Below are 18072 nucleotides of genomic sequence, written 5' to 3'. Positions count from 1 at the left end.
CGGCACATGCCCGAGGAGTTCCTGCTCGACGAGGACGGCCGCGCGGTCGAGGTGCACCGGCGGATCACCTTGCGCACACCCGGACTGGCCGGGCGGGCCACCGTGCATGAAGCGAGCAGCACCGGTACCCGCACCGCCGAACAGACGACCGACGCACTGCTGACGGCGTTGACACTCAACGATCTCGAGGAGGACCTCACCGTCGAGATCCTCGAACCGCGTGAACGCACCGAATCCAGCGGCACCAGGGCGGCCGGTGGCCCGGACGATATCGTCATGCAGGTCGAGGATCCGGGTGCGGGTTGGCGGCAGGTGGTGTTGTACGTCTCCGAGGACGGTGCGGTCACCTGGCATTTCCCCCAGGCGGCGCCGGGCCTGCTGACCTATCGGATTCCGCGCACGGTCGTGCCCGCGGCCGAGGTGCCCGGCGTCCATCGCGGATTGACCGGGGCGATCGGCACCAAGATCTTGAAGGTGCTCGTGTTCCGGTTGGTGCGCGAAGGCGCGGGCTGGGTCGGTGCTCGGTTCGCCGAATTCGTCGAGAACAGGCGGCATCCGCATCGATTGCGCGCCGTCGGTCCCGATGATTACCGCACACCCGGGGCCGAACTGAGCAATGACGCGCTGGCTCGGATGGGTACCGGCCGGGCGTTGTTGCTGCTGCACGGCACGTTCAGTTCGACGCACGGCGCCTTCGGCGAACTTCCCGCGGCGACGATGCGAGAACTGCACGCGGCCTACGAAGGACGGGTCGTCGCCTTCGACCATCCGACGGTATCGCGGACGCCCGTCGACAACATCCGTTGGCTCTCCGACCATCTGCGCGAACGCGGCGCGCGCCTGGACGTCGACGTCGTCTGCCATTCGCGCGGTGGGCTCGTCGGACGTGTACTGACCGAGCGCCCGGATCTGGTGGATGCGGCGGACGCACTGTCGGTGGGCAAGATCGTGCTCGTCGGCACCCCCAACGCGGGCACAGCACTAGCCGATGTCGCCCGGCACGAGCAGCTGCTCAACCGGTTCACCTCGCTGCTGCAGCTGGTGCCGGACAACGGCGTCACCGATGCCCTCGATATCGTGCTGGCGCTGGTGAAACAGGTCGCCGCGGGCGTCGCCGAAGGCCTCGACGGTCTCATGGCGATGAATCCGAGCGCATCGTTCCTGACCGAACAACTCACCGGCCGCCATCCCACCCGCGCACGCTATTTCACCGCGGGCGCGAACTACGAACCACCCGCGGGCTCTTCATTGCTGCGTATCGCCGGAGACGGCGGCGTCGATCTGGTCTTCGGCCGCGCCGACAACGACCTGGTCGTCCCGACGGCGGGCGCTCTCGCCCTCGAGGGCACCCATCCCCTGCCGATCACCGATCATCTCGCCGTCGACGCCACGGCCGCCGTCGACCACTTCGGCTACTTCGACCATCCCGCACTCACCGCATCGCTCGTGCGCTGGTTGCGCACTGCGTGAACTGCGCACATCAGCGCGACCACTCGCGTGGCTGATGGACCACACGTGGCGTTGGGCAGTGCGGTCTCGGGAAACGAACGTGACCACCGCGATCGAGCGCGATGGTCACGTAGGTATAGATCGAGTTCGGGTCAGACGGTGAACCCGAGGGCGCGCAACTGTTCGCGACCGTCCTCGGTGATCTTGTCCGGGCCCCACGGCGGCATCCAGACCCAGTTGATCTTCAGGTCGTCGACCAGACCGCTGCGCACAAGGGCATTGCGGGACTGATCCTCGATGACGTCGGTCAGCGGGCATGCGGCCGAAGTGAGGGTCATGTCGAGGGTGGCGACATTGTCCTGGTCCACCTGCATGCCGTAGACCAGGCCGAGGTCGACGACATTGATGCCGAGTTCGGGGTCGACGACATCACGCATGGCCTCCTCGAGGTCCTCCAGGTGCTTGATCTCCTCGGCCGAGAGTTCGGCAGGCGCGACGGCTTCGGTGGTCGGTGTTTCACTCATGACGTTCCCCATTCGTGGACGGATCACTGCCCATTGTCCGCTTGGCGTCTTCGGCGGAGGTGATGCGGACCACCGCGTCCTTGAACGCCATCCAGCCCAGCAGCGCGCACTTGACCCGCGCCGGGTACTTCGCCACACCCGCCAGCGCGATGCCGTCGCCGATCATGTCCTCATCGCCCTCGACGGTGCCGCGGCTGGAGATCATCTCGTTATAGGAGTCGACCACCTTCAGCGCCTGCTGAACAGGCAGCCCGATCACCTGATCGGTGAGGATCGAGGTGGCGGCCTGGCTGATCGAACAGCCCTGCCCCTCGTAGGACACATCGGCGACATCACCGTTGCCGTCCAGCTGGACGCGCAGGGTCACCTCGTCGCCGCAGGTCGGGTTCACGTGGTGCACCTCGGCACCGAACGGCTCCCGCAGCCCGCGGTGGTGCGGGTGTTTGTAGTGGTCCAGGATCACTTCCTGGTACATCTGCTCCATGCGCATGACTTATCCAACCCCGAAGAAGCTCTGCGCCTTCCGCACGGCGGCGACCAGTTTGTCGACCTCGTCGAGGGTGTTGTAGACCGCGAACGAGGCACGCGCGGTAGCCGCGATACCGAAACGACGGTGCAGCGGCCAGGCGCAGTGGTGACCGACCCGGATCGCGACACCCTGATCGTCGAGGATCTGGCCGACGTCATGGGCGTGGATACCGTCCACCAGGAACGCCACCGCGCCACCGCGGTCCACGTTCTCGGTGGGGCCGATGATCCGCACACCATCGATCTCGCCGAGTCCGGCCAGTGCGGCCTCGACCAGCGTGTGCTCGTGTGCGGCGACGGCTTCCATCCCGATGGCGTCGAGGTACCGAACTGCGGCGGCCAACCCGATGACCTGCGAGGTCATCGGCACACCGGCTTCGAATCGCTGCGGCGGCGGCGCGTAGGTGCTGCGCTCCATGGTGACGGTCTCGATCATCGACCCGCCGGTGATGTAGGGCGGGGTCTCTTCGAGCAGCGCCCGCTTGCCGTACAGCACGCCGACACCGGACGGGCCGAGCATCTTGTGCCCGGAGAACGCGGCGAAATCCACGTCGAGTTCATGGAAGTCGACCGGCATATGCGGCACCGACTGGCAGGCATCGAGTACCACGAGGGCATCGACCGCGCGTGCCCGGCGCACCAGCTCGGCCACCGGCGCGACCGCACCGGTGACATTGGACTGGTGGGTGAACGCGACGACCTTGGTCGCGGAGGTCAGCTCCAGCGAGTCGAGGTCGATGCGCCCGTCCTCGGTGACGCCGTACCACTTGAGCGTCGCGCCGGTCCGGCGCGAGAGCTCCTGCCACGGCACCAGATTCGCGTGATGCTCGAGCTCGGTGATGACGATCTCGTCGCCGGGCCCCACGTGGTAGGGGAAGCGGTCGTCGCCGAAGGCATTGGTGACCAGGTTCAGCGACTCGGTCGCATTCTTGGTGAACACGATCTCACCTGGGTCGACACCGACGAACCGCGCGATATCGGCGCGCGCGGCCTCATAGGCGTCGGTGGCTTCCTCGGAGAGCTGATGCGCGCCGCGGTGCACGGCGGAATTGCTTTCCATGATGTACGCGCGTTCAGCGTCGAGCACCGCCAGCGGCCGCTGCGAGGTGGCGCCGGAGTCCAGGTACACCAACGGTTTCCCGTCCCGGACCGTGCGGTTCAGGATCGGGAAGTCGGCCCGGACCCGGGCCACGTCGAGGGTGCGGACCGTAGCGGTCATATCAGGCTCCAGCGGTGGCGGAGGTGAAGCGGACGTAGCCGTTGGCGTCGAGTTCCTCGGCCAGCTCGGCGCCGCCCTCGGCGACGATGCGACCGCCGACGAACACGTGCACGAACTCCGGCTGGATGTAGCGCAGGATGCGGGTGTAGTGGGTGATCAGCAGCACGCCACCGTTCTCGCGCTCCTTGTAGCGGTTCACGCCCTCGGACACGATGCGCAGCGCATCGACGTCGAGGCCGGAGTCGGTCTCGTCCAGGATGGCGATCTTCGGCTTGAGCAGGCCCAGCTGCAGGATCTCGTGGCGCTTCTTCTCACCGCCGGAGAAGCCCTCGTTAACGCTGCGGTCGGCGAAGGCGGCGTCGATCTCGAGCTCGCTCATCGACTCCTTCACCTCCTTGACCCAGTGCCGCAGCTTGGGGGCCTCACCGCGGACGGCGGTGGCAGCGGTCCGCAGGAAGTTCGACATCGAGACGCCGGGCACCTCGACCGGGTACTGCATGGCCAGGAACAGGCCTGCCCGCGCACGCTCGTCGACCGACATCTCGAGCACGTCTTCACCGTCGAGGGTGATCGAGCCGGAGGTCACGGTGTACTTGGGGTGGCCGGCGATGGCGTAGGACAGGGTGGACTTGCCGGAACCGTTGGGGCCCATGATCGCGTGCGTCTCACCCGAGCGCACGGTCAGGTTCACGCCCTTGAGGATCTTGATGGGCTCGCCGGTCTCGTCGGGGTTGGCGACCTCGGCGTGCAGGTCCTTGATTTCCAGGGTGGTCATGGAGTTCGAATTCCTTCGTGGGTAAGTGGTTCAGGTCAGACGCCGATCGCGGCGAGTTCGGCCTCGATGGCCGACTCCAGCCGCTCCCGGATCTCGTGGACCGCGATCTTCTGGATGATCTCGTGGAAGAAGCCCCGCACCACCAGGCGCCGCGCGACATCCTCCGGGATACCGCGAGCACGCAGGTAGAACAGCTGCTCGTCGTCGAAACGGCCGGTGGCGCTGGCATGGCCGGCACCGGCGATCTCGCCGGTCTCGATCTCCAGGTTCGGCACCGAGTCGGCGCGGGCGCCGTCGGTGAGCACCAGGTTGCGGTTCACCTCGAAGGTATCGGTGCCTTCGGCCGCCGCGCGGATCAGCACGTCGCCGACCCACACGGTGCGGGCATCGCCCTTGGGCGAATGCGGGTCACCCTGCAGCGCGCCCTTGTACAGCACATTCGATTTGCAGTTCGGCTGCGAGTGATCCACCAGCAGACGCTGCTCGAAGTGCTGGCCCGCGTCGGCGAAGTAGAGCCCGAGCAGTTCGGCGTCACCGCCGGGACCGTCGTACTTCACGGTGCCGGTGAGACGGACCAGCTCGCCACCGAGAGTGACGGCGATGTGGCGCAGCGTGGCGTCGCGGCCCAGCTTCGCATGGTGCGCGGTCGTGTTGACGGCGTCATCGGCCCAGTCCTGCACTGCGACGACCGTCAGTTTGGCGCTGTCACCGAGCACGAACTCCACGTTCTCGGCGTAGGTTCCGCTGCCCCGCTGGTCGATGACCACGGTGGCGACAGCGAAATTGCCCAGCCGGATCTGCAGGTGACCGTAGGCGGTCTTTCCCTCGCCTGGGCCGGTGACCGTGACCACGACCGGCTCGGCGACCTCCGTCTCCGCACCGACCGATACCACAGTGGCCGACTCGAAACCCGAGTACGCCTGGGCGGCAACACGATCGGCGGGCACACCGGCCTGACCGAGGCGAGCATCGGTGCGCTGCACGGTCTCCACGTTCACGCCGTCGACCGAACTCACCTCGACTGTGGCCGCGCCGTCACGCACCGCGGTGCCGTCGTGCAGGCCACGCAGGCGGCGCAGCGGGGTGAACCGCCACTCCTCGTCACGGCCCGATGGCACCTCGAAGGCGTTCACATCGAACGAGGTGAAGACCTCGCCTTTGTTGATCGCGGCTCCGGCGCCCGGGTTCTGAATCGGCTTGGTCGTGGGGTTCTCGCCCTCGACCGCGCCCACCACACCAGTTGCCATCAGCCGACGGCTCCTTCCATCTGCAGCTCGATGAGCCGGTTCAGTTCCAATGCGTATTCCATCGGCAGTTCCTTGGCGATGGGCTCGACGAAGCCGCGCACCACCATCGCCATGGCCTCGTCCTCGGTGAGGCCGCGGCTCATCAGGTAGAACAGCTGGTCCTCCGACACCTTCGACACCGTGGCCTCATGGCCCATGGTCACGTCGTCCTCGCGGATGTCGACGTAGGGGTAGGTGTCGGAACGGCTGATCGTGTCGACCAGCAGCGCGTCACACTTCACGGTGGATTTGGAACCGTGCGCACCCTTGTTGACCTGGACCAGGCCGCGGTAGGAGGCCCGGCCGCCGCCGCGCGCCACCGACTTCGACACGATGGTCGAGGAGGTGTGCGGCGCCAGATGCAGCATCTTCGCGCCGGTGTCCTGGTGCTGGCCCTCGCCGGCGAAGGCCACCGAGAGCACCTCACCCTTGGCGTACTCGCCGGTCATCCAGACCGCCGGGTACTTCATGGTGACCTTGGAACCGATATTGCCGTCGATCCACTCCATGGTCGCGCCCGCCTCGGCCTTGGCCCGCTTGGTGACCAGGTTGTAGACGTTGTTCGACCAGTTCTGAATGGTGGTGTAGCGGCAGCGGCCGCCCTTCTTCACGATGATCTCCACGACCGCGGAGTGCAGCGAGTCGGACTTGTAGATCGGCGCGGTGCAGCCCTCGACGTAGTGCACGTAGGCATCCTCGTCGACGATGATCAGCGTCCGCTCGAACTGGCCCATGTTCTCGGTGTTGATCCGGAAGTAGGCCTGCAGCGGGATGTCGACGTGCACGCCCGGCGGCACGTAGATGAACGAGCCACCCGACCACACCGCGGTGTTCAGCGCGGAGAACTTGTTGTCACCGGCGGGGATGACCGAGCCGAAGTACTTCTCGAAGATCTCCGGGTGCTCGCGCAGGCCGGTGTCGGTGTCGAGGAAGATGACGCCCTGCTTCTCCAGGTCCTCACGGATGGAGTGGTAGACGACCTCGGACTCGTACTGCGCGGCGACGCCGGCGACCAAGCGCTGCTTCTCCGCTTCGGGGATGCCGAGCTTGTCATAGGTGTTCTTGATGTCTTCGGGCAGGTCTTCCCAGCTCTCGGCCTGCTTCTCCGACGAGCGCACGAAGTACTTGATGTTGTCGAAGTCGATGCCGTCGAGGTTGGATCCCCAGTGCGGCATCGGCTTGCGGTCGAAGATGCGCAGCGCCTTGAGCCGCTGCTCGAGCATCCAGGGGGTCTCGTTCTTCTTGGCCGAGATGTCGCGGACGACAGCCTCGGACAGGCCTCGTTGCGCACTGGCACCGGCCGCGTCCGAATCGGCCCAGCCGTAACCGTATTTACCCAGCGACGCGATGGTCTCTTCCTGAGTGAGCGGTTGCACCTGGTCGGTGGTCGTCGTCATTCGGCACTCCTTCCGGAGTCGTTCGTTCCTACCGTTGCGGGCTGTGCAACGGCTGATGGAGAGGCTTTATTCGGTTCGGTGCTCGGTTCGGCCTGCGCCTCGCCCGGGGTCAGCACCATCAGCGGCACATGCGTCGTGCATGCGCAGTCGCCGTTGGCGATGGTGGCCAGTCGCTGCACATGAGTGCCGAGCAGCTCCCGGAACGCCTCGAGTTCGGCCTGGCACAGCTGTGGGAACTCTTCGGCGACGTGTGAGACCGGGCAATGATGCTGGCAGATCTGCACGCCGGTGCCCACCTTGCGGGTGGTCGCGGCGAATCCGGCGTCGGTGAACGCTTCGGCGATCTCCTCGGCCTTGGCCTCGGTATCCGCCTGGGTGTGCTCCTGCACCGGTTCGATCCCGGCCACGATAGTCCTGGCACGTTTGCGGGCGAATTCGGTGATGGCCTTGTCGCCGCCGATCTCGCCGAGCTGGCGGATCGCGGCTCCGGCCAGGTCGTCGTAGGCGTGGCCCAGCCGACCACGGCCTGCGGCGGTGAGCTGGTATTGCTTGGCCGGACGGCCGCGCCCCTTCTGCTGCCACGGCGCCGAGCGGCTAGCCCGCGCCTGGCCGGAATCGATGAGGGCGTCGAGGTGGCGGCGCACGCCGGCGGGGGTGAGTCCCAGCCTGGCGCCGATCGCGGTCGCGGTGATCGGGCCTTCCTCCAGCAGCAGCTGGACGATGGCCGCCCGGGTATGGCCTTCACCCGAGGTGGTGGGCGCAGCACTCGATGCGGTACCGGCCCGGTGACCAGCCCTTTCATCGGCGTTCGGCAAACCCACGGTTTTCACAACATCAGTGTGGCGGAATTCGTTCCCGAAATCTAATAAGGGTCCCCTGACCTCGGATGTAGCGGTTCGGCACCACTCGCCCCCGCACCCGCCTCACCTCCGCTTTCGCACCGAAATCCCAGGTCGCGGGACGCCGACCAGCGCCGAAAGGTGAATCAAATCACTCTCGGCACCCCTGCCGAGGCCAACCCCGGGCACAGGGTTCAGCGCGACCGTCGGGAGGAGGGGGCTGTGGCAGCGGTCCCGGCGAGGAATACGGGACCGATTTTCGGCCGGGCATCGACGGTCACGACGCGGGGTGAATGCTGGAGGTTAGCCATGATGAATCCCGGCGCGAAAGCCTGCCGGGCGGACCTCGACCGTCCGTGTGGCCATGGGCAGGCTGACTACGAACTACGCCTGGCAGCGCCCGCTAGGCTTGCCTGTCGTGGCGGTACTGGAGGGCGCGCGGCGCAAGACTTTGACGCTGGGGCGCCGGGCACTCGGCCTGGACGCACCGGCCGCGGATCACACCATTGCGGTGCTGCACCGCGACGAGTCCGAGGTGCCGGGACTCGACCGCAAGGAAACAGTGCAGCTGGACCGGATCCGGCTGCTCGGCGCGACCGGTACGGTCCTCATGGCCATCAGCGCCCTCGGCATCGGCGCCCAACCGGTCCATCAGAACCCGACCTCGGGCGTGCGCGTGCTCGGAATCTTCGCCCGCGCGCACACCGGCTCGCTGGCCATGTGCATGGTCGGCACGGTGATCGTGGTACTGGCCTGGCTGCTGCTCGGCCGGTTCGCGGTCGGCGGGATCGGCGGCTCGCCGATCCACCGGCTGACCCGCTCGCAGATGGACCGCATGCTGCTGCTGTGGATCATCCCGCTCAGCGTGGCGCCGCCGCTGTTCAGCAACGACGTCTACTCCTATCTCGCGCAGAGTGAGATCGCCGCCCGCGGCATCGACCCCTATAAAGAGGGGCCGGTGGCCGGACTCGGCATCGATAACGTGCTGACCAACAATGTGCCGACAATCTGGCGCGACACCCCGGCACCGTACGGGCCGCTGTTTCTCTGGATGGGTCGCGGCATCGCCACGATCACGGGCGACAACATCATCGCCGGGGTCTGGGTGCATCGCGTGCTGGCGCTGGCGGGTGTGGCGCTGATCGTGTGGGCGCTGCCGCGCCTGTCGGTGCGCTGTGGTGTCGCGCCCGTGAGCGCGTTGTGGCTCGGCGCCGCGAATCCGCTCGTGCTGTTCCACCTGGTCGGCGGCGTGCACAACGACGCGCTGATGCTCGGTCTGATGCTGGCCGGCGTCGAGTTGACCCTGCGTGCCATCGAGGACACCCATCCGTTCGACCGGCGGGCCTACGCACTGCTCATCAGTGGCGCGGTAGTCATCGCCCTCTCGTCGTCGGTGAAGATCACGTCACTGATAGCGCTCGGGTTCGTCGGCATGGCGTTGGCACGACGCTGGGGCGGGGGATTCAAACACATGCTGACCGCCGCCGCCGTGCTCGGTGTGATTGCCGTGGCGACGACGTTGTTCGTCAGCCTTGCGAGCGGTCTCGGATTCGGCTGGACGCAGACGTTGAGCGTGGCCAACGCGGTGCGGAGTTGGATGTCATTGCCCACCGCACTCGGCATCATCACCGGATTCGGCGGGGTGCTGCTCGGACTGGGCGATCACACCACCGCGCTGCTCAGCATTACCCGGCCGATCGCCGCCGTGGCCGCCGGATTCGTCACGGTGCGCATGCTGGTGGCGACGGGGACCGGCCGCTTGCATCCGGTCGGCGCGCTCGGCGTCTCGATGGGTGCCATCGTGCTGCTGTTCCCGGTGGTGCAGCCCTGGTATCTGCTGTGGGCGATCGTGCCGCTGGCGGCATGGGCGACGCGGCCGGTGTTCCGTGTGCCAGCGGTGGCCTTGTCAGCGGTGGTCAGCGTGCTGCAGATGCCGCGCGGGGCCGATATGGAGGTCTTCCAGATCGTCGGCGCCGCCATCGCCACCACCATCGTGTGTGTGCTGTTCATCGTGGTGACGCGCAACGCGCTGCCCTGGCGCACCCAGACAGGGGTGTCGGCTCGGTCACAGCCGGCCACGGCTTACGGTGTGACATCGTGACCGAAGCCTCCGGACCCGCCGTGCGCGTCGACGGCGTCGTCAAGCGCTACGGCGAGACCACGGCGGTCGACGGGATCGGATTCGACGTCGAACGCGCCCAGGTACTCGCACTACTGGGACCCAACGGCGCGGGTAAGACCACCACCGTCGAGATGTGCGAGGGTTTCGTCACGCCCGACGCCGGTTCGGTGCGGGTGCTCGGTCTCGACCCGATCGCCGATTCCGACAAGCTGCGCCCGCGCATCGGTGTGATGTTGCAGGGCGGCGGCGCCTATCCCGGCGCCAGGGCCGGCGAGATGCTCGACCTGGTCGCCTCCTACTCGGCCGACCCGCTGGACCCGGCCTGGCTGCTGCGCACTCTCGGACTCGACGACAACCGTCGTACCCCCTATCGCAGGCTCTCCGGCGGCCAGCAGCAGCGGCTGTCGCTGGCGTGCGCGCTGGTGGGCAGGCCGGAGATCGTCTTCCTCGACGAACCGACCGCGGGTCTGGATGCACAGGCCCGGATCATGGTGTGGGAGTTGATCGATGCGCTGCGTCGCGACGGCGTCACCGTCGTGCTCACCACGCACATGATGGACGAGGCCGAGGAACTGGCCGATCAACTGGTGATCATCGACCACGGCCGGATCGTCGCCGCGGGCACGCCCGCCGAGGTGACCGCGCACGGTGCGGCGGGCCAGCTGCGGTTCTCCGCACCGCCCAAGCTCGATCTGGAACTGCTGAAATCGGCGCTGCCGGAAGGTTTCGCGCCCCGCGAGACGAGCCCGGGCGCCTACTTGGTCGAGGGTGAGATCGACCCGCAGGTGCTGGCGACGGTGACGGCGTGGTGCGCGCGGGTGAACGTGCTCGCCACCGATATCCGCATCGATCAGCGTCGCCTCGAGGACGTCTTCCTGGAACTGACCGGACGGGATCTGCGCGGATGACCAAACCGGACCTCACCACCAACCGCTTCCCCGCGGGCACCTTCTCGCCCGCGCCGCGCCCGAACGCGCGCGCCACCATGCTGGCCGCGCAGACACGCCTCGAACTGATCCTGTTGCTGCGCAACGGTGAACAGCTGCTGCTCACCATGCTGATTCCGATCACCCTGCTGATCGGGTTGAGCCTGCTGCCCTTCGGTGACCTCGGCACCGACCGGGTCGACCAGATCGTGCCCGCGGTGATGATGGTGGCGGTGATGTCGACGGCGTTCACCGGCCAGGCGATCGCGGTCGGCTTCGATCGTCGCTACGGCGCACTCAAGCGCTTGGGCGCGACCGCACTGCCGAAGTGGGGCATCGTCGCGGGCAAGAGCGCCGCGGTGTTGATCGTGGTGGTGCTGCAGGCCGTGCTGCTCGGATTGATCGGCGCGGCACTCGGCTGGCGTCCCGAACCGGCCGGGCTGCTGCTCGGCGCAGTGGTGATCGCGCTTGGCACGGCTACCTTCGCCGCAATGGGCCTGCTGCTCGGCGGCACCCTCAAGGCCGAGGTCGTGCTGGCGCTGGCGAATGTGCTGTGGTTCGTCATGCTCGGCGTGGCCACGGTGGTGTTCGCCTCCGATGACCTGCCGACCGCGGTGAGCGTACTCGCGCGACTGGTTCCCTCGGGCGCCATGGCCGTGACGCTCGAGGAGGCTCTGCGCAACAGCATCGACTGGTTCGGTGTCGCTGTACTCGCGGCATGGGGCCTGATCTGCGGATTCCTTGCGACCCGGTTCTTCCGGTTCCACTGATCGACCAGCTCGACCACTGTGACGCCCACGTCAAACGACGTTTTGTAGTAGTCCGGCTGCGGGCCGCCGAATCGGTGCCGCTACCATCGTGACGTGCTGTATCGCGCATTCCTGCGTCTCGTCGACCGCCTGCCGCTGCTGTCCCAGCGCGGCCAGCTACTGATCGCCGCGGGGGTCATCGCCTCACAGGCCGGCATCTCGGTGACCGGCGCGATCGTGCGCGTCACCGCGTCCGGCCTCGGCTGCCCGACCTGGCCGCAGTGTTTCCCCGGCAGTTTCACCCCGGTGGGGGTGTCCGAGGTCCCGGTGTTGCATCAGACCGTCGAGTTCGGCAACCGTCTGCTCACGTTCGTCGTGACGCTGTTCGCCGCGCTCATCGTGCTGGCGGTGGTTCGGGCGCGACGCAGGCGCGAGGTGCTCGTCTACGCCTGGCTGATGCCAGCGGGCACGGTCGTGCAGGCGATCATCGGCGGTATCACCGTACGCACCGGGCTGCTCTGGTGGACCGTTGCCGTGCATCTGCTGGCGTCGATGCTGATGGTGTGGCTGGCCGTGGTCATGTACGCCAAGATCAGCGAACCGGACGACGGCGTGGAGACCGTGCGCGCCCCCGCCCCGCTGCGCTGGCTGACAGTGCTCAGCGGTGTGGCGCTCGCGGGCGTGCTGGTGGCGGGCACCCTGGTCACGGCGGCGGGCCCGCATGCCGGCGACAAGAGCATCGACCGGCAGGTCGAACGCCTCGAGGTCGAGATCGTGACGCTGGTGCATCTGCATTCGCAGCTGCTCGTCGGATATCTCGCGCTGCTCGTCGGGCTGGCCTTCGGCCTGCTCGCTGTCGGCGCCGCGAAACCGGTGCGCACCCGAATGTATGTGCTGCTCGGCATCGTCGTGGCGCAGTCGCTTGTCGGTGTCGTGCAGTACTTCACCGATGTACCGGCCGCACTCGTCGCCATCCATGTGGGCGGCGCCGCCGCGTCCACGGCGGCCACCGCCGCGCTGTGGGCGTCGCTGCGCACCAGGGAGCCAGTGCCCGCCCCGGTCGCCGATCCGGCCGTATCAGCGGCCTGACCTGCCCGCCCTCCGGTTTCGGATTCGGTGCGCACGTCGTGCGCCAGCGGTCGGCCACGGCCGTCGGTCGGGGTCACGTCGGCAGGTGGAGCGAATCCCGCGCAGGTCATCGCCGCGCCGCGTGTGCGGCGGGAACGGTCGACGCGCGGTGGAACCCGACGTGCGGCGACGACCCGGTAGCCGAGCCACCCGAGGTCGTCGCCGGTGCACCGAATTCAGGCCAACTGGAGCTGGACGTCGATGTTGCCGCGCGTGGCATTGGAGTACGGGCACACCTGATGAGCGGCGGCGATGAGTGCCTCACCCTGCTCCCGCTCGACGCCCGGCAGATCGACGGTCAACGCGACCGACAGACCGTAGCCCGCGCCGTCGGGGCCGATGCCGACCGCGCCGGTCACCGAGGTGCCGTCCAGCGCGACCTTCTCTCGTCGCGCGACCACCTGTAGCGCGCTGTGGAAACAGGCCGCGAAACCCGCCGCGAACAGTTGCTCGGGATTGGTCCCCGCGCCGCCTGCGCCACCGAGCTCGGCCGGGATGCTGAGCGCCAGATCCAGGGCCGCGTCGGTCGAGCGGACATGCCCGCCGCGTCCAGCTCCGGTCGCGGTGGCTTCGGCGGTGTACAGGGTTGTCATGAGTTCTCCTCGGTGTCGTCCAGCACCAGTTGCTGGTTGTCCATGAAGGCGGTGATGGCGCGCAGCTGTGCGCGGAATTCCTCGAGGTCGGTGTCGGCCAGACCGGTCGCGCAGCCGATCCGACGCGGGACCGACTTGGCGCGCTCACGCAGCGCCTGCCCCTCGGGGGTGGTCTCGACCACGACGGAGCGTTCGTCGTCCGCCGCGCGCCTGCGCTGCACCATTGCGGCCGATTCGAGCCGTTTGAGCAGTGGCGACAAGGTCCCCGAATCCAGTTCGAGGGCCGCGCCCAGGTCCTTGACGGTCACCTCGCCGCGTTCCCACAGCACCAGCAGCACCAGGTACTGCGGGTAGGTCAGGCCGAGCTCGTCCAGCAGCGGCCGGTACATGCGAATCACCGCCCGAGAGGCGGAGTACAGCGCGAAGCACACCTGCCGGTCCAGTGCGAGCTCATTCTGTTCCGTCACCGGTCATCACCTCCAACGAGAACGGTAGTGAGCAATTCAGTTGTGCACAACTAATCTGCTTGTGACGCTCGACTCGCCGACAGAGAAACGCCTCGCCCCCTGACAATCCAGGGGCCGAGGCGGCAGATCAGGCGGAGTGGGCCGAGGACCCTCGATAGCTGCGCGCCACCAGCGCCGAGGTCAGATACCAGAGCCCCGACGGCTGCGTTGGATCGAAACCGGTCAGCATCCGGACACGTTTGAGGCGGTAGTCGAGGGTGTTGGTGTGCATATGCATCAACCGGGCAGTGCGCTGACGGTTGAAGTTGTTGGCAATGTGCTGACGCAAGGTGTCCAGCAACTCCGGGTGCTCGTCCAGCGGATCGAGGATGCCGCTGAGGTATTCGCGCGCGGGACCGGGTCGGGTGATCTGGAATTCGAGGGCAAGATCATTGAAGCGGTGCAGCCCACCCAGACCGGAAATCCGCTGCACGGTGTCGAGAAGATCGTGGGCCTGCTCGGAGGCGGACGGTATGTCGGCGGGCGCGGCCGTCACGACGGTGGCGGTGATCGACACCCGCGCGGCCGCCGACAACTGGGCGACCAACTCGTCGAGGGCATCGTCATCGAAATCGGCCGAGGGCAATAGCACCGTGCCACCGTCGACGCTCAGCAGTGACAACGCGCGGTCACCGCAGCGGGTCGCCAGTTCGGCCTGGATCCGTCTCAGCTTGCGCCGTGCCACGATCTTGCCGTCGACCTCGGGCGCCGACTCGTCGGCGTGCGGCGGGATCGCCAGCGCCAGTACCGCATAGGACGCGGCGATCTCGATACCGCACTCCCTGGCCATGGTCGAGGTGCTGTGCCCGCCGAGCAGCGCTGAGGTCAAGGTGTGCACCGCGGTGTGGTGTTCGCTCACCACGGAGCGGTATTCACGCACATAGGCCATCGAGACGGTGGTGGTGATGGTGTCAAGGATTTCCAGCAGCCGCCGCGCGGTGGTCACCAGATCGGCGTAGTCCGCCGGCGAGGCGTTGGTCAGCAGCGCATCCAAACCGAGCTTGAAGCCCTCGTGGATGGCGTGATTGATGGTGTCGATGGGGATGCCCTCACGCGCCCATTCGGCGGCGGCATCGCTGATCTGATCGATCTGTTCGGGCAGGTCGCGTCCGTCGAGCAGGTTCAGTGTGAGTTCGAGGCAGACTCGCGTCACGGCGGTGACATCGCCTCGCAGTGCGTCGCCCGGCAGGGTGCCGCAGGGCGCGACGTTCTCGATGAAGTGCCCGACCATCCGGCGCGAGAGCGAGGTGACATCGCGCAGATGGGTCGTCACCGGGTGACCGGAGACGGTCAGGAGCGGGCGAGTCGAGTCGACGATCGTCATATCGATTCCTTCTGGCCCGGAGGTTGATCTCGGAGTGATCACGGTATCCCGGATAGTTACCGGCCAGTAGGGGTTGGCGGCTGGATTGTGAAATCAACCAGCGATCCGGCCGTGCGCCTGTGACGGCGCACAAACCGGTGCGATCTTGCTATTGCTCGTTGCGCGCCTTGGGGAAGCGGGCCTGTCGGGCAACCCAGCCCGCCATTTTGGCCCAGTGGCCGGTGCGCGGGGTGACGATCGACGTCAGCTCACGATCCCACTCATCGGCCTCGCTCAGCCCGTCGATCCGCTCGACCAGCGCTTTCGCGGTGGCGAGATCATCGACGACGCGGTCACCGAGGATCCCGTCGGAGCCGACAAGGGTGACCCGCACGCCCATGCGGCCGATCGGCTGCAGGACGGCGGTCGCGGATCCGCCGTGCTCGGCGATGAACTTCTTCACCGAATCCACGACGGAACTCGGCACCTGCGCGGTCACGGTGGCGACATCTGCACTCATGCCCGTAGTTTACCGACGGGTAAGGAAAGCTCCACCCCCGCGGTCGGCCGGATCGGGGTCGTCGCGGTGTAGAACTGAATCCATGCGCGCCATCCAGGTTTCCGAGCACGGCGGTCCCGAGGTCCTCACCTACGCCGAAGTGCCGGACCCGACGATCGGGCCCGGCCAACTGCTGGTCGACACCGACGCGATCGGCGTCAACTTCATCGACACCTACCTCCGCACCGGCACCTACAAGCAGCCGGTCCCCTATATTCCCGGCGCAGAGGGCACCGGCGTTGTCGCCGAAGTCGGAGCGGACGTCACCGACTTCCGGCCCGGCGACCGGGTCGCGTGGGCGAACGCACCTGGTAGTTACGCGCCGCTGGTGGCCGTCGACGAAGCCGTTGCCGTCGCGGTGCCCGATGACGTCGACCCGCCCGTCGCGGCCTCGGCCCTACTACAGGGAATGACCGCGCACTACCTGATCGAGTCGATCTACCGGCCCGAACCCGGCGAGACCGTGCTGGTGCACGCCGGCGCCGGCGGGGTGGGTTTGCTGCTGACCCAGATGGCGGTCGCGCGCGGCGTCCGGGTGATCACCACGGTGTCCTCGGACGAGAAGGAAACACTCTCGCGCGCGGCAGGCGCTGCGGAAGTGCTGCGCTACGGCGATGATCTGGCCGAGCGGGTACGCGCATCGACCGACGGTGTCGGCGTGGCCGCGGTGTACGACGGTGTCGGCGCCGCGACCTTCGAAGCGAGCCTCGCCTCGTTGCGGATCCGCGGAATGCTCGCACTGTTCGGCGCTGCCAGCGGGCCGGTGCCGCCGTTCGATCTGCAACGGCTCAATGCCGCCGGTTCCCTGTTCGTCACCCGGCCCACGCTGACGCATTACACCCGGGACCGTACCGAATTGCTGTGGCGGGCAGGTGATGTGCTCGAATCCATCGCCGAGGGCGCCTTGGCGATCCGGGTCGGCGCCACCTATCCGCTGGCCGATGCCGCACAGGCGCACCGCGATCTGGAGGGCCGCACAACCACGGGCTCGATCGTGCTGCTGCCCTGAGGGCGATCAGCAGTCGCATCTCAGCCGAAGAGGACGTCGCCGATCGTGGTCCAGCCGAGCACCGAGTCGATCGCGAGGCCGCAGAACACCACGGCCAGGTAGTTGTTGGACTGCAGGAACAGTCGCAACGGCTTCACCGATTCGCCACGGCGCACACCCGCGTAGAGCTGGTGGGCCATCAGCAGGAACCAGGCTCCCGCGACCAGCGCGACCGCCGCGTAGATCACGCCGGTGGCCGGGACCAAGGCGAGCGTGGTCAGCACGGTGAGCCAGGTGTAGATGACGATCTGTTTGGTGACGGTCTGCTCGGTGGCCACCACCGGCAGCATCGGCACACCGGCCGCGCGGTAGTCCTCCTTGTAGCGCATGGCCAGCGCCCAGGTGTGCGGCGGCGTCCAGAAGAAGATGACGCCGAACAGGGCGATCGCGGGCCAGCCGATGGTGCCGGTGACCGCCGACCAGCCGACCAGCGCGGGCATACAGCCGGCGGCGCCGCCCCACACCACGTTCTGCGAGGTGCGGCGCTTGAGGCCGAGGGTGTAGACGAAGACGTAGAACAGGATCGTCACGACGACGAGCACGCCGCTGAGCAGATTCGCCTGCCACCACAACCAGGCGAACGAGCCGATACCGAGAACGACGCCGAAGACGAACGCATGCGAGGTCGGCACCGCATCGCGGGCCAGCGGACGCTTGGCGGTCCGCTTCATCACCTTGTCGATATCGGCGTCGGCGACGCAGTTGAGGGTGTTCGCGCTCGCGGCACCCATCCACCCGCCGAACAGCGTGGCCAGGATCAAGCGGATGTCGACCTGACCGCGGTCGGCGAGAAGCATGGTCGGGATGGTGGCGACCAACAGCAGTTCGATGACGCGCGGCTTGGTGAGCGCGATATAGGCCAGCGGACGACGCAGGGCTTTCGACAACGGGCCGTCACCGGTGACCCGATCCGCCAGGGCCGGCGAGGAATCGTGCGCACCGCCGACCCCCGGCTGTTGACCGATCCGCACTGTTTCTCCTCGCACGCTGTGCATCGCATCCGGCTGTGGAACGAGCAGCGCGCAGCTGCGGCGCGGCCACTACTACAGACGATGGTAGACCCACGCCCCTACCGCCCTAGATGTGCCCGCCACCGGCCGCGCACGAACCCGGGCGAAATC

At 67.4% G+C, this 18072-nt stretch carries 18 protein-coding genes; 6 read left to right on the top strand and 12 right to left on the bottom strand.

Annotated features, from left to right (window positions below; all coding sequences use genetic code 11):
• The first annotated feature begins 6 nt into the window (after window positions 1-6).
• The gene (locus GV792_RS10305; protein WP_163823834.1) at window positions 7-1470 is read left to right on the top strand and encodes an alpha/beta fold hydrolase; all 1464 of its coding nucleotides are present in this window, start codon (window positions 7-9) and stop codon (window positions 1468-1470) included.
• Window positions 1471-1601: 131 nt separating this feature from the next.
• Here GV792_RS10305 and GV792_RS10300 read toward each other — a convergent pair whose 3' ends face one another.
• The 7 genes from GV792_RS10300 to GV792_RS10270 are packed head-to-tail and all read right to left on the bottom strand — an operon-like array spanning window position 1602 to window position 8008.
• The gene (locus GV792_RS10300; RefSeq protein WP_163823833.1) at window positions 1602-1973 is read right to left on the bottom strand and encodes a metal-sulfur cluster assembly factor; all 372 of its coding nucleotides are present in this window, start codon (window positions 1971-1973) and stop codon (window positions 1602-1604) included.
• A complete protein-coding gene (gene sufU, locus GV792_RS10295) occupies window positions 1966-2463 on the bottom strand; it encodes a Fe-S cluster assembly sulfur transfer protein SufU (protein ID WP_163823832.1) in 498 nt (165 codons plus the stop codon). Before sufU ends, GV792_RS10300 begins: the two co-directional genes overlap by 8 nt.
• Window positions 2464-2466: 3 nt before the next feature.
• On the bottom strand, window positions 2467-3720 hold the full coding sequence (locus tag GV792_RS10290; protein WP_163823831.1) for a cysteine desulfurase: 1254 nt from the start codon (window positions 3718-3720) through the stop codon (window positions 2467-2469).
• Window position 3721: 1 nt separating this feature from the next.
• Entirely contained in the window at window positions 3722-4495 is a 774-nt protein-coding gene (gene sufC / locus GV792_RS10285) for a Fe-S cluster assembly ATPase SufC (protein ID WP_163823830.1), read from the bottom strand.
• A gap of 35 nt (window positions 4496-4530) precedes the next feature.
• The gene (gene sufD / locus GV792_RS10280) at window positions 4531-5742 is read right to left on the bottom strand and encodes a Fe-S cluster assembly protein SufD (RefSeq protein WP_163823829.1); all 1212 of its coding nucleotides are present in this window, start codon (window positions 5740-5742) and stop codon (window positions 4531-4533) included.
• A complete protein-coding gene (sufB, locus tag GV792_RS10275) occupies window positions 5742-7178 on the bottom strand; it encodes a Fe-S cluster assembly protein SufB (protein WP_163823828.1) in 1437 nt (478 codons plus the stop codon). Before sufB ends, sufD begins: the two co-directional genes overlap by 1 nt.
• Entirely contained in the window at window positions 7175-8008 is an 834-nt protein-coding gene (locus GV792_RS10270) for a helix-turn-helix transcriptional regulator (protein ID WP_163823827.1), read from the bottom strand. Before GV792_RS10270 ends, sufB begins: the two co-directional genes overlap by 4 nt.
• A gap of 427 nt (window positions 8009-8435) precedes the next feature.
• Here GV792_RS10270 and mptB point away from each other — a divergent pair, with 427 nt between their 5' ends.
• From mptB to GV792_RS10250, 4 genes are all read left to right on the top strand, one after another.
• On the top strand, window positions 8436-10118 hold the full coding sequence (gene mptB / locus GV792_RS10265) for a polyprenol phosphomannose-dependent alpha 1,6 mannosyltransferase MptB (protein WP_163823826.1): 1683 nt from the start codon (window positions 8436-8438) through the stop codon (window positions 10116-10118).
• A complete protein-coding gene (locus GV792_RS10260; protein WP_163823825.1) occupies window positions 10115-11047 on the top strand; it encodes an ABC transporter ATP-binding protein in 933 nt (310 codons plus the stop codon). Before mptB ends, GV792_RS10260 begins: the two co-directional genes overlap by 4 nt.
• Window positions 11044-11835 carry an ABC transporter permease gene (locus GV792_RS10255; RefSeq protein ID WP_163823824.1) on the top strand — a complete coding sequence of 264 codons (792 nt, stop codon included), beginning with the start codon at window positions 11044-11046 and terminating at the stop codon, window positions 11833-11835. The genes GV792_RS10260 and GV792_RS10255 overlap by 4 nt, the downstream gene beginning before the upstream one ends.
• A 93-nt stretch (window positions 11836-11928) precedes the next feature.
• A complete protein-coding gene (locus GV792_RS10250; protein ID WP_163823823.1) occupies window positions 11929-12903 on the top strand; it encodes a COX15/CtaA family protein in 975 nt (324 codons plus the stop codon).
• Between the two features lie 215 nt (window positions 12904-13118).
• Here the strand turns inward: GV792_RS10250 and GV792_RS10245 are convergent, their stop codons facing one another.
• The 4 genes from GV792_RS10245 to GV792_RS10230 form a co-directional block, all read right to left on the bottom strand.
• A complete protein-coding gene (locus GV792_RS10245) occupies window positions 13119-13535 on the bottom strand; it encodes an organic hydroperoxide resistance protein (RefSeq protein WP_163823822.1) in 417 nt (138 codons plus the stop codon).
• Window positions 13532-14002, bottom strand: coding sequence for a MarR family winged helix-turn-helix transcriptional regulator (locus GV792_RS10240; protein WP_175583151.1), 471 nt, complete (start codon window positions 14000-14002; stop codon window positions 13532-13534). The genes GV792_RS10245 and GV792_RS10240 overlap by 4 nt, the downstream gene beginning before the upstream one ends.
• A 127-nt stretch (window positions 14003-14129) precedes the next feature.
• Complete coding sequence (locus tag GV792_RS10235; RefSeq protein WP_163823821.1) at window positions 14130-15365, bottom strand: PucR family transcriptional regulator; 1236 nt, start codon at window positions 15363-15365, stop codon at window positions 14130-14132.
• Window positions 15366-15513: 148 nt separating this feature from the next.
• Window positions 15514-15864: a hypothetical protein gene (locus GV792_RS10230; protein WP_163823820.1), complete on the bottom strand. Its 351-nt coding sequence runs from the start codon at window positions 15862-15864 to the stop codon at window positions 15514-15516.
• A gap of 82 nt (window positions 15865-15946) precedes the next feature.
• Here GV792_RS10230 and GV792_RS10225 point away from each other — a divergent pair, with 82 nt between their 5' ends.
• Window positions 15947-16912, top strand: a complete 966-nt coding sequence (locus tag GV792_RS10225) for a quinone oxidoreductase family protein (protein ID WP_163823819.1) — start codon at window positions 15947-15949, stop codon at window positions 16910-16912.
• A gap of 20 nt (window positions 16913-16932) precedes the next feature.
• Here the strand turns inward: GV792_RS10225 and GV792_RS10220 are convergent, their stop codons facing one another.
• Window positions 16933-17922 carry a heme o synthase gene (locus tag GV792_RS10220; protein ID WP_175583150.1) on the bottom strand — a complete coding sequence of 330 codons (990 nt, stop codon included), beginning with the start codon at window positions 17920-17922 and terminating at the stop codon, window positions 16933-16935.
• Between the last annotated feature and the right edge of the window lie 150 nt (window positions 17923-18072).

Origin of the sequence: Nocardia cyriacigeorgica, from assembly GCF_010868145.1 — a bacterium.
GTDB lineage: Bacteria > Actinomycetota > Actinomycetes > Mycobacteriales > Mycobacteriaceae > Nocardia > Nocardia cyriacigeorgica_D.
The sequence above is the reverse complement of the archived record's forward strand: the minus strand, read 5'-3'. Positions and strand labels throughout refer to the sequence as shown.

Coding starts and splice junctions, on each gene's coding strand:
- GV792_RS10305 (WP_163823834.1), top strand. CDS start 7: ATGCCCGAGGAGTTCCTGCTCGACGAGGACGGCCGCGCGGTCGAGGTG.
- GV792_RS10300 (WP_163823833.1), bottom strand. CDS start 1,973: ATGAGTGAAACACCGACCACCGAAGCCGTCGCGCCTGCCGAACTCTCG.
- sufU (WP_163823832.1), bottom strand. CDS start 2,463: ATGCGCATGGAGCAGATGTACCAGGAAGTGATCCTGGACCACTACAAA.
- GV792_RS10290 (WP_163823831.1), bottom strand. CDS start 3,720: ATGACCGCTACGGTCCGCACCCTCGACGTGGCCCGGGTCCGGGCCGAC.
- sufC (WP_163823830.1), bottom strand. CDS start 4,495: ATGACCACCCTGGAAATCAAGGACCTGCACGCCGAGGTCGCCAACCCC.
- sufD (WP_163823829.1), bottom strand. CDS start 5,742: ATGGCAACTGGTGTGGTGGGCGCGGTCGAGGGCGAGAACCCCACGACC.
- sufB (WP_163823828.1), bottom strand. CDS start 7,178: ATGACGACGACCACCGACCAGGTGCAACCGCTCACTCAGGAAGAGACC.
- GV792_RS10255 (WP_163823824.1), top strand. CDS start 11,044: ATGACCAAACCGGACCTCACCACCAACCGCTTCCCCGCGGGCACCTTC.
- GV792_RS10245 (WP_163823822.1), bottom strand. CDS start 13,535: ATGACAACCCTGTACACCGCCGAAGCCACCGCGACCGGAGCTGGACGC.
- GV792_RS10235 (WP_163823821.1), bottom strand. CDS start 15,365: ATGACGATCGTCGACTCGACTCGCCCGCTCCTGACCGTCTCCGGTCAC.
- GV792_RS10230 (WP_163823820.1), bottom strand. CDS start 15,864: ATGAGTGCAGATGTCGCCACCGTGACCGCGCAGGTGCCGAGTTCCGTC.
- GV792_RS10225 (WP_163823819.1), top strand. CDS start 15,947: ATGCGCGCCATCCAGGTTTCCGAGCACGGCGGTCCCGAGGTCCTCACC.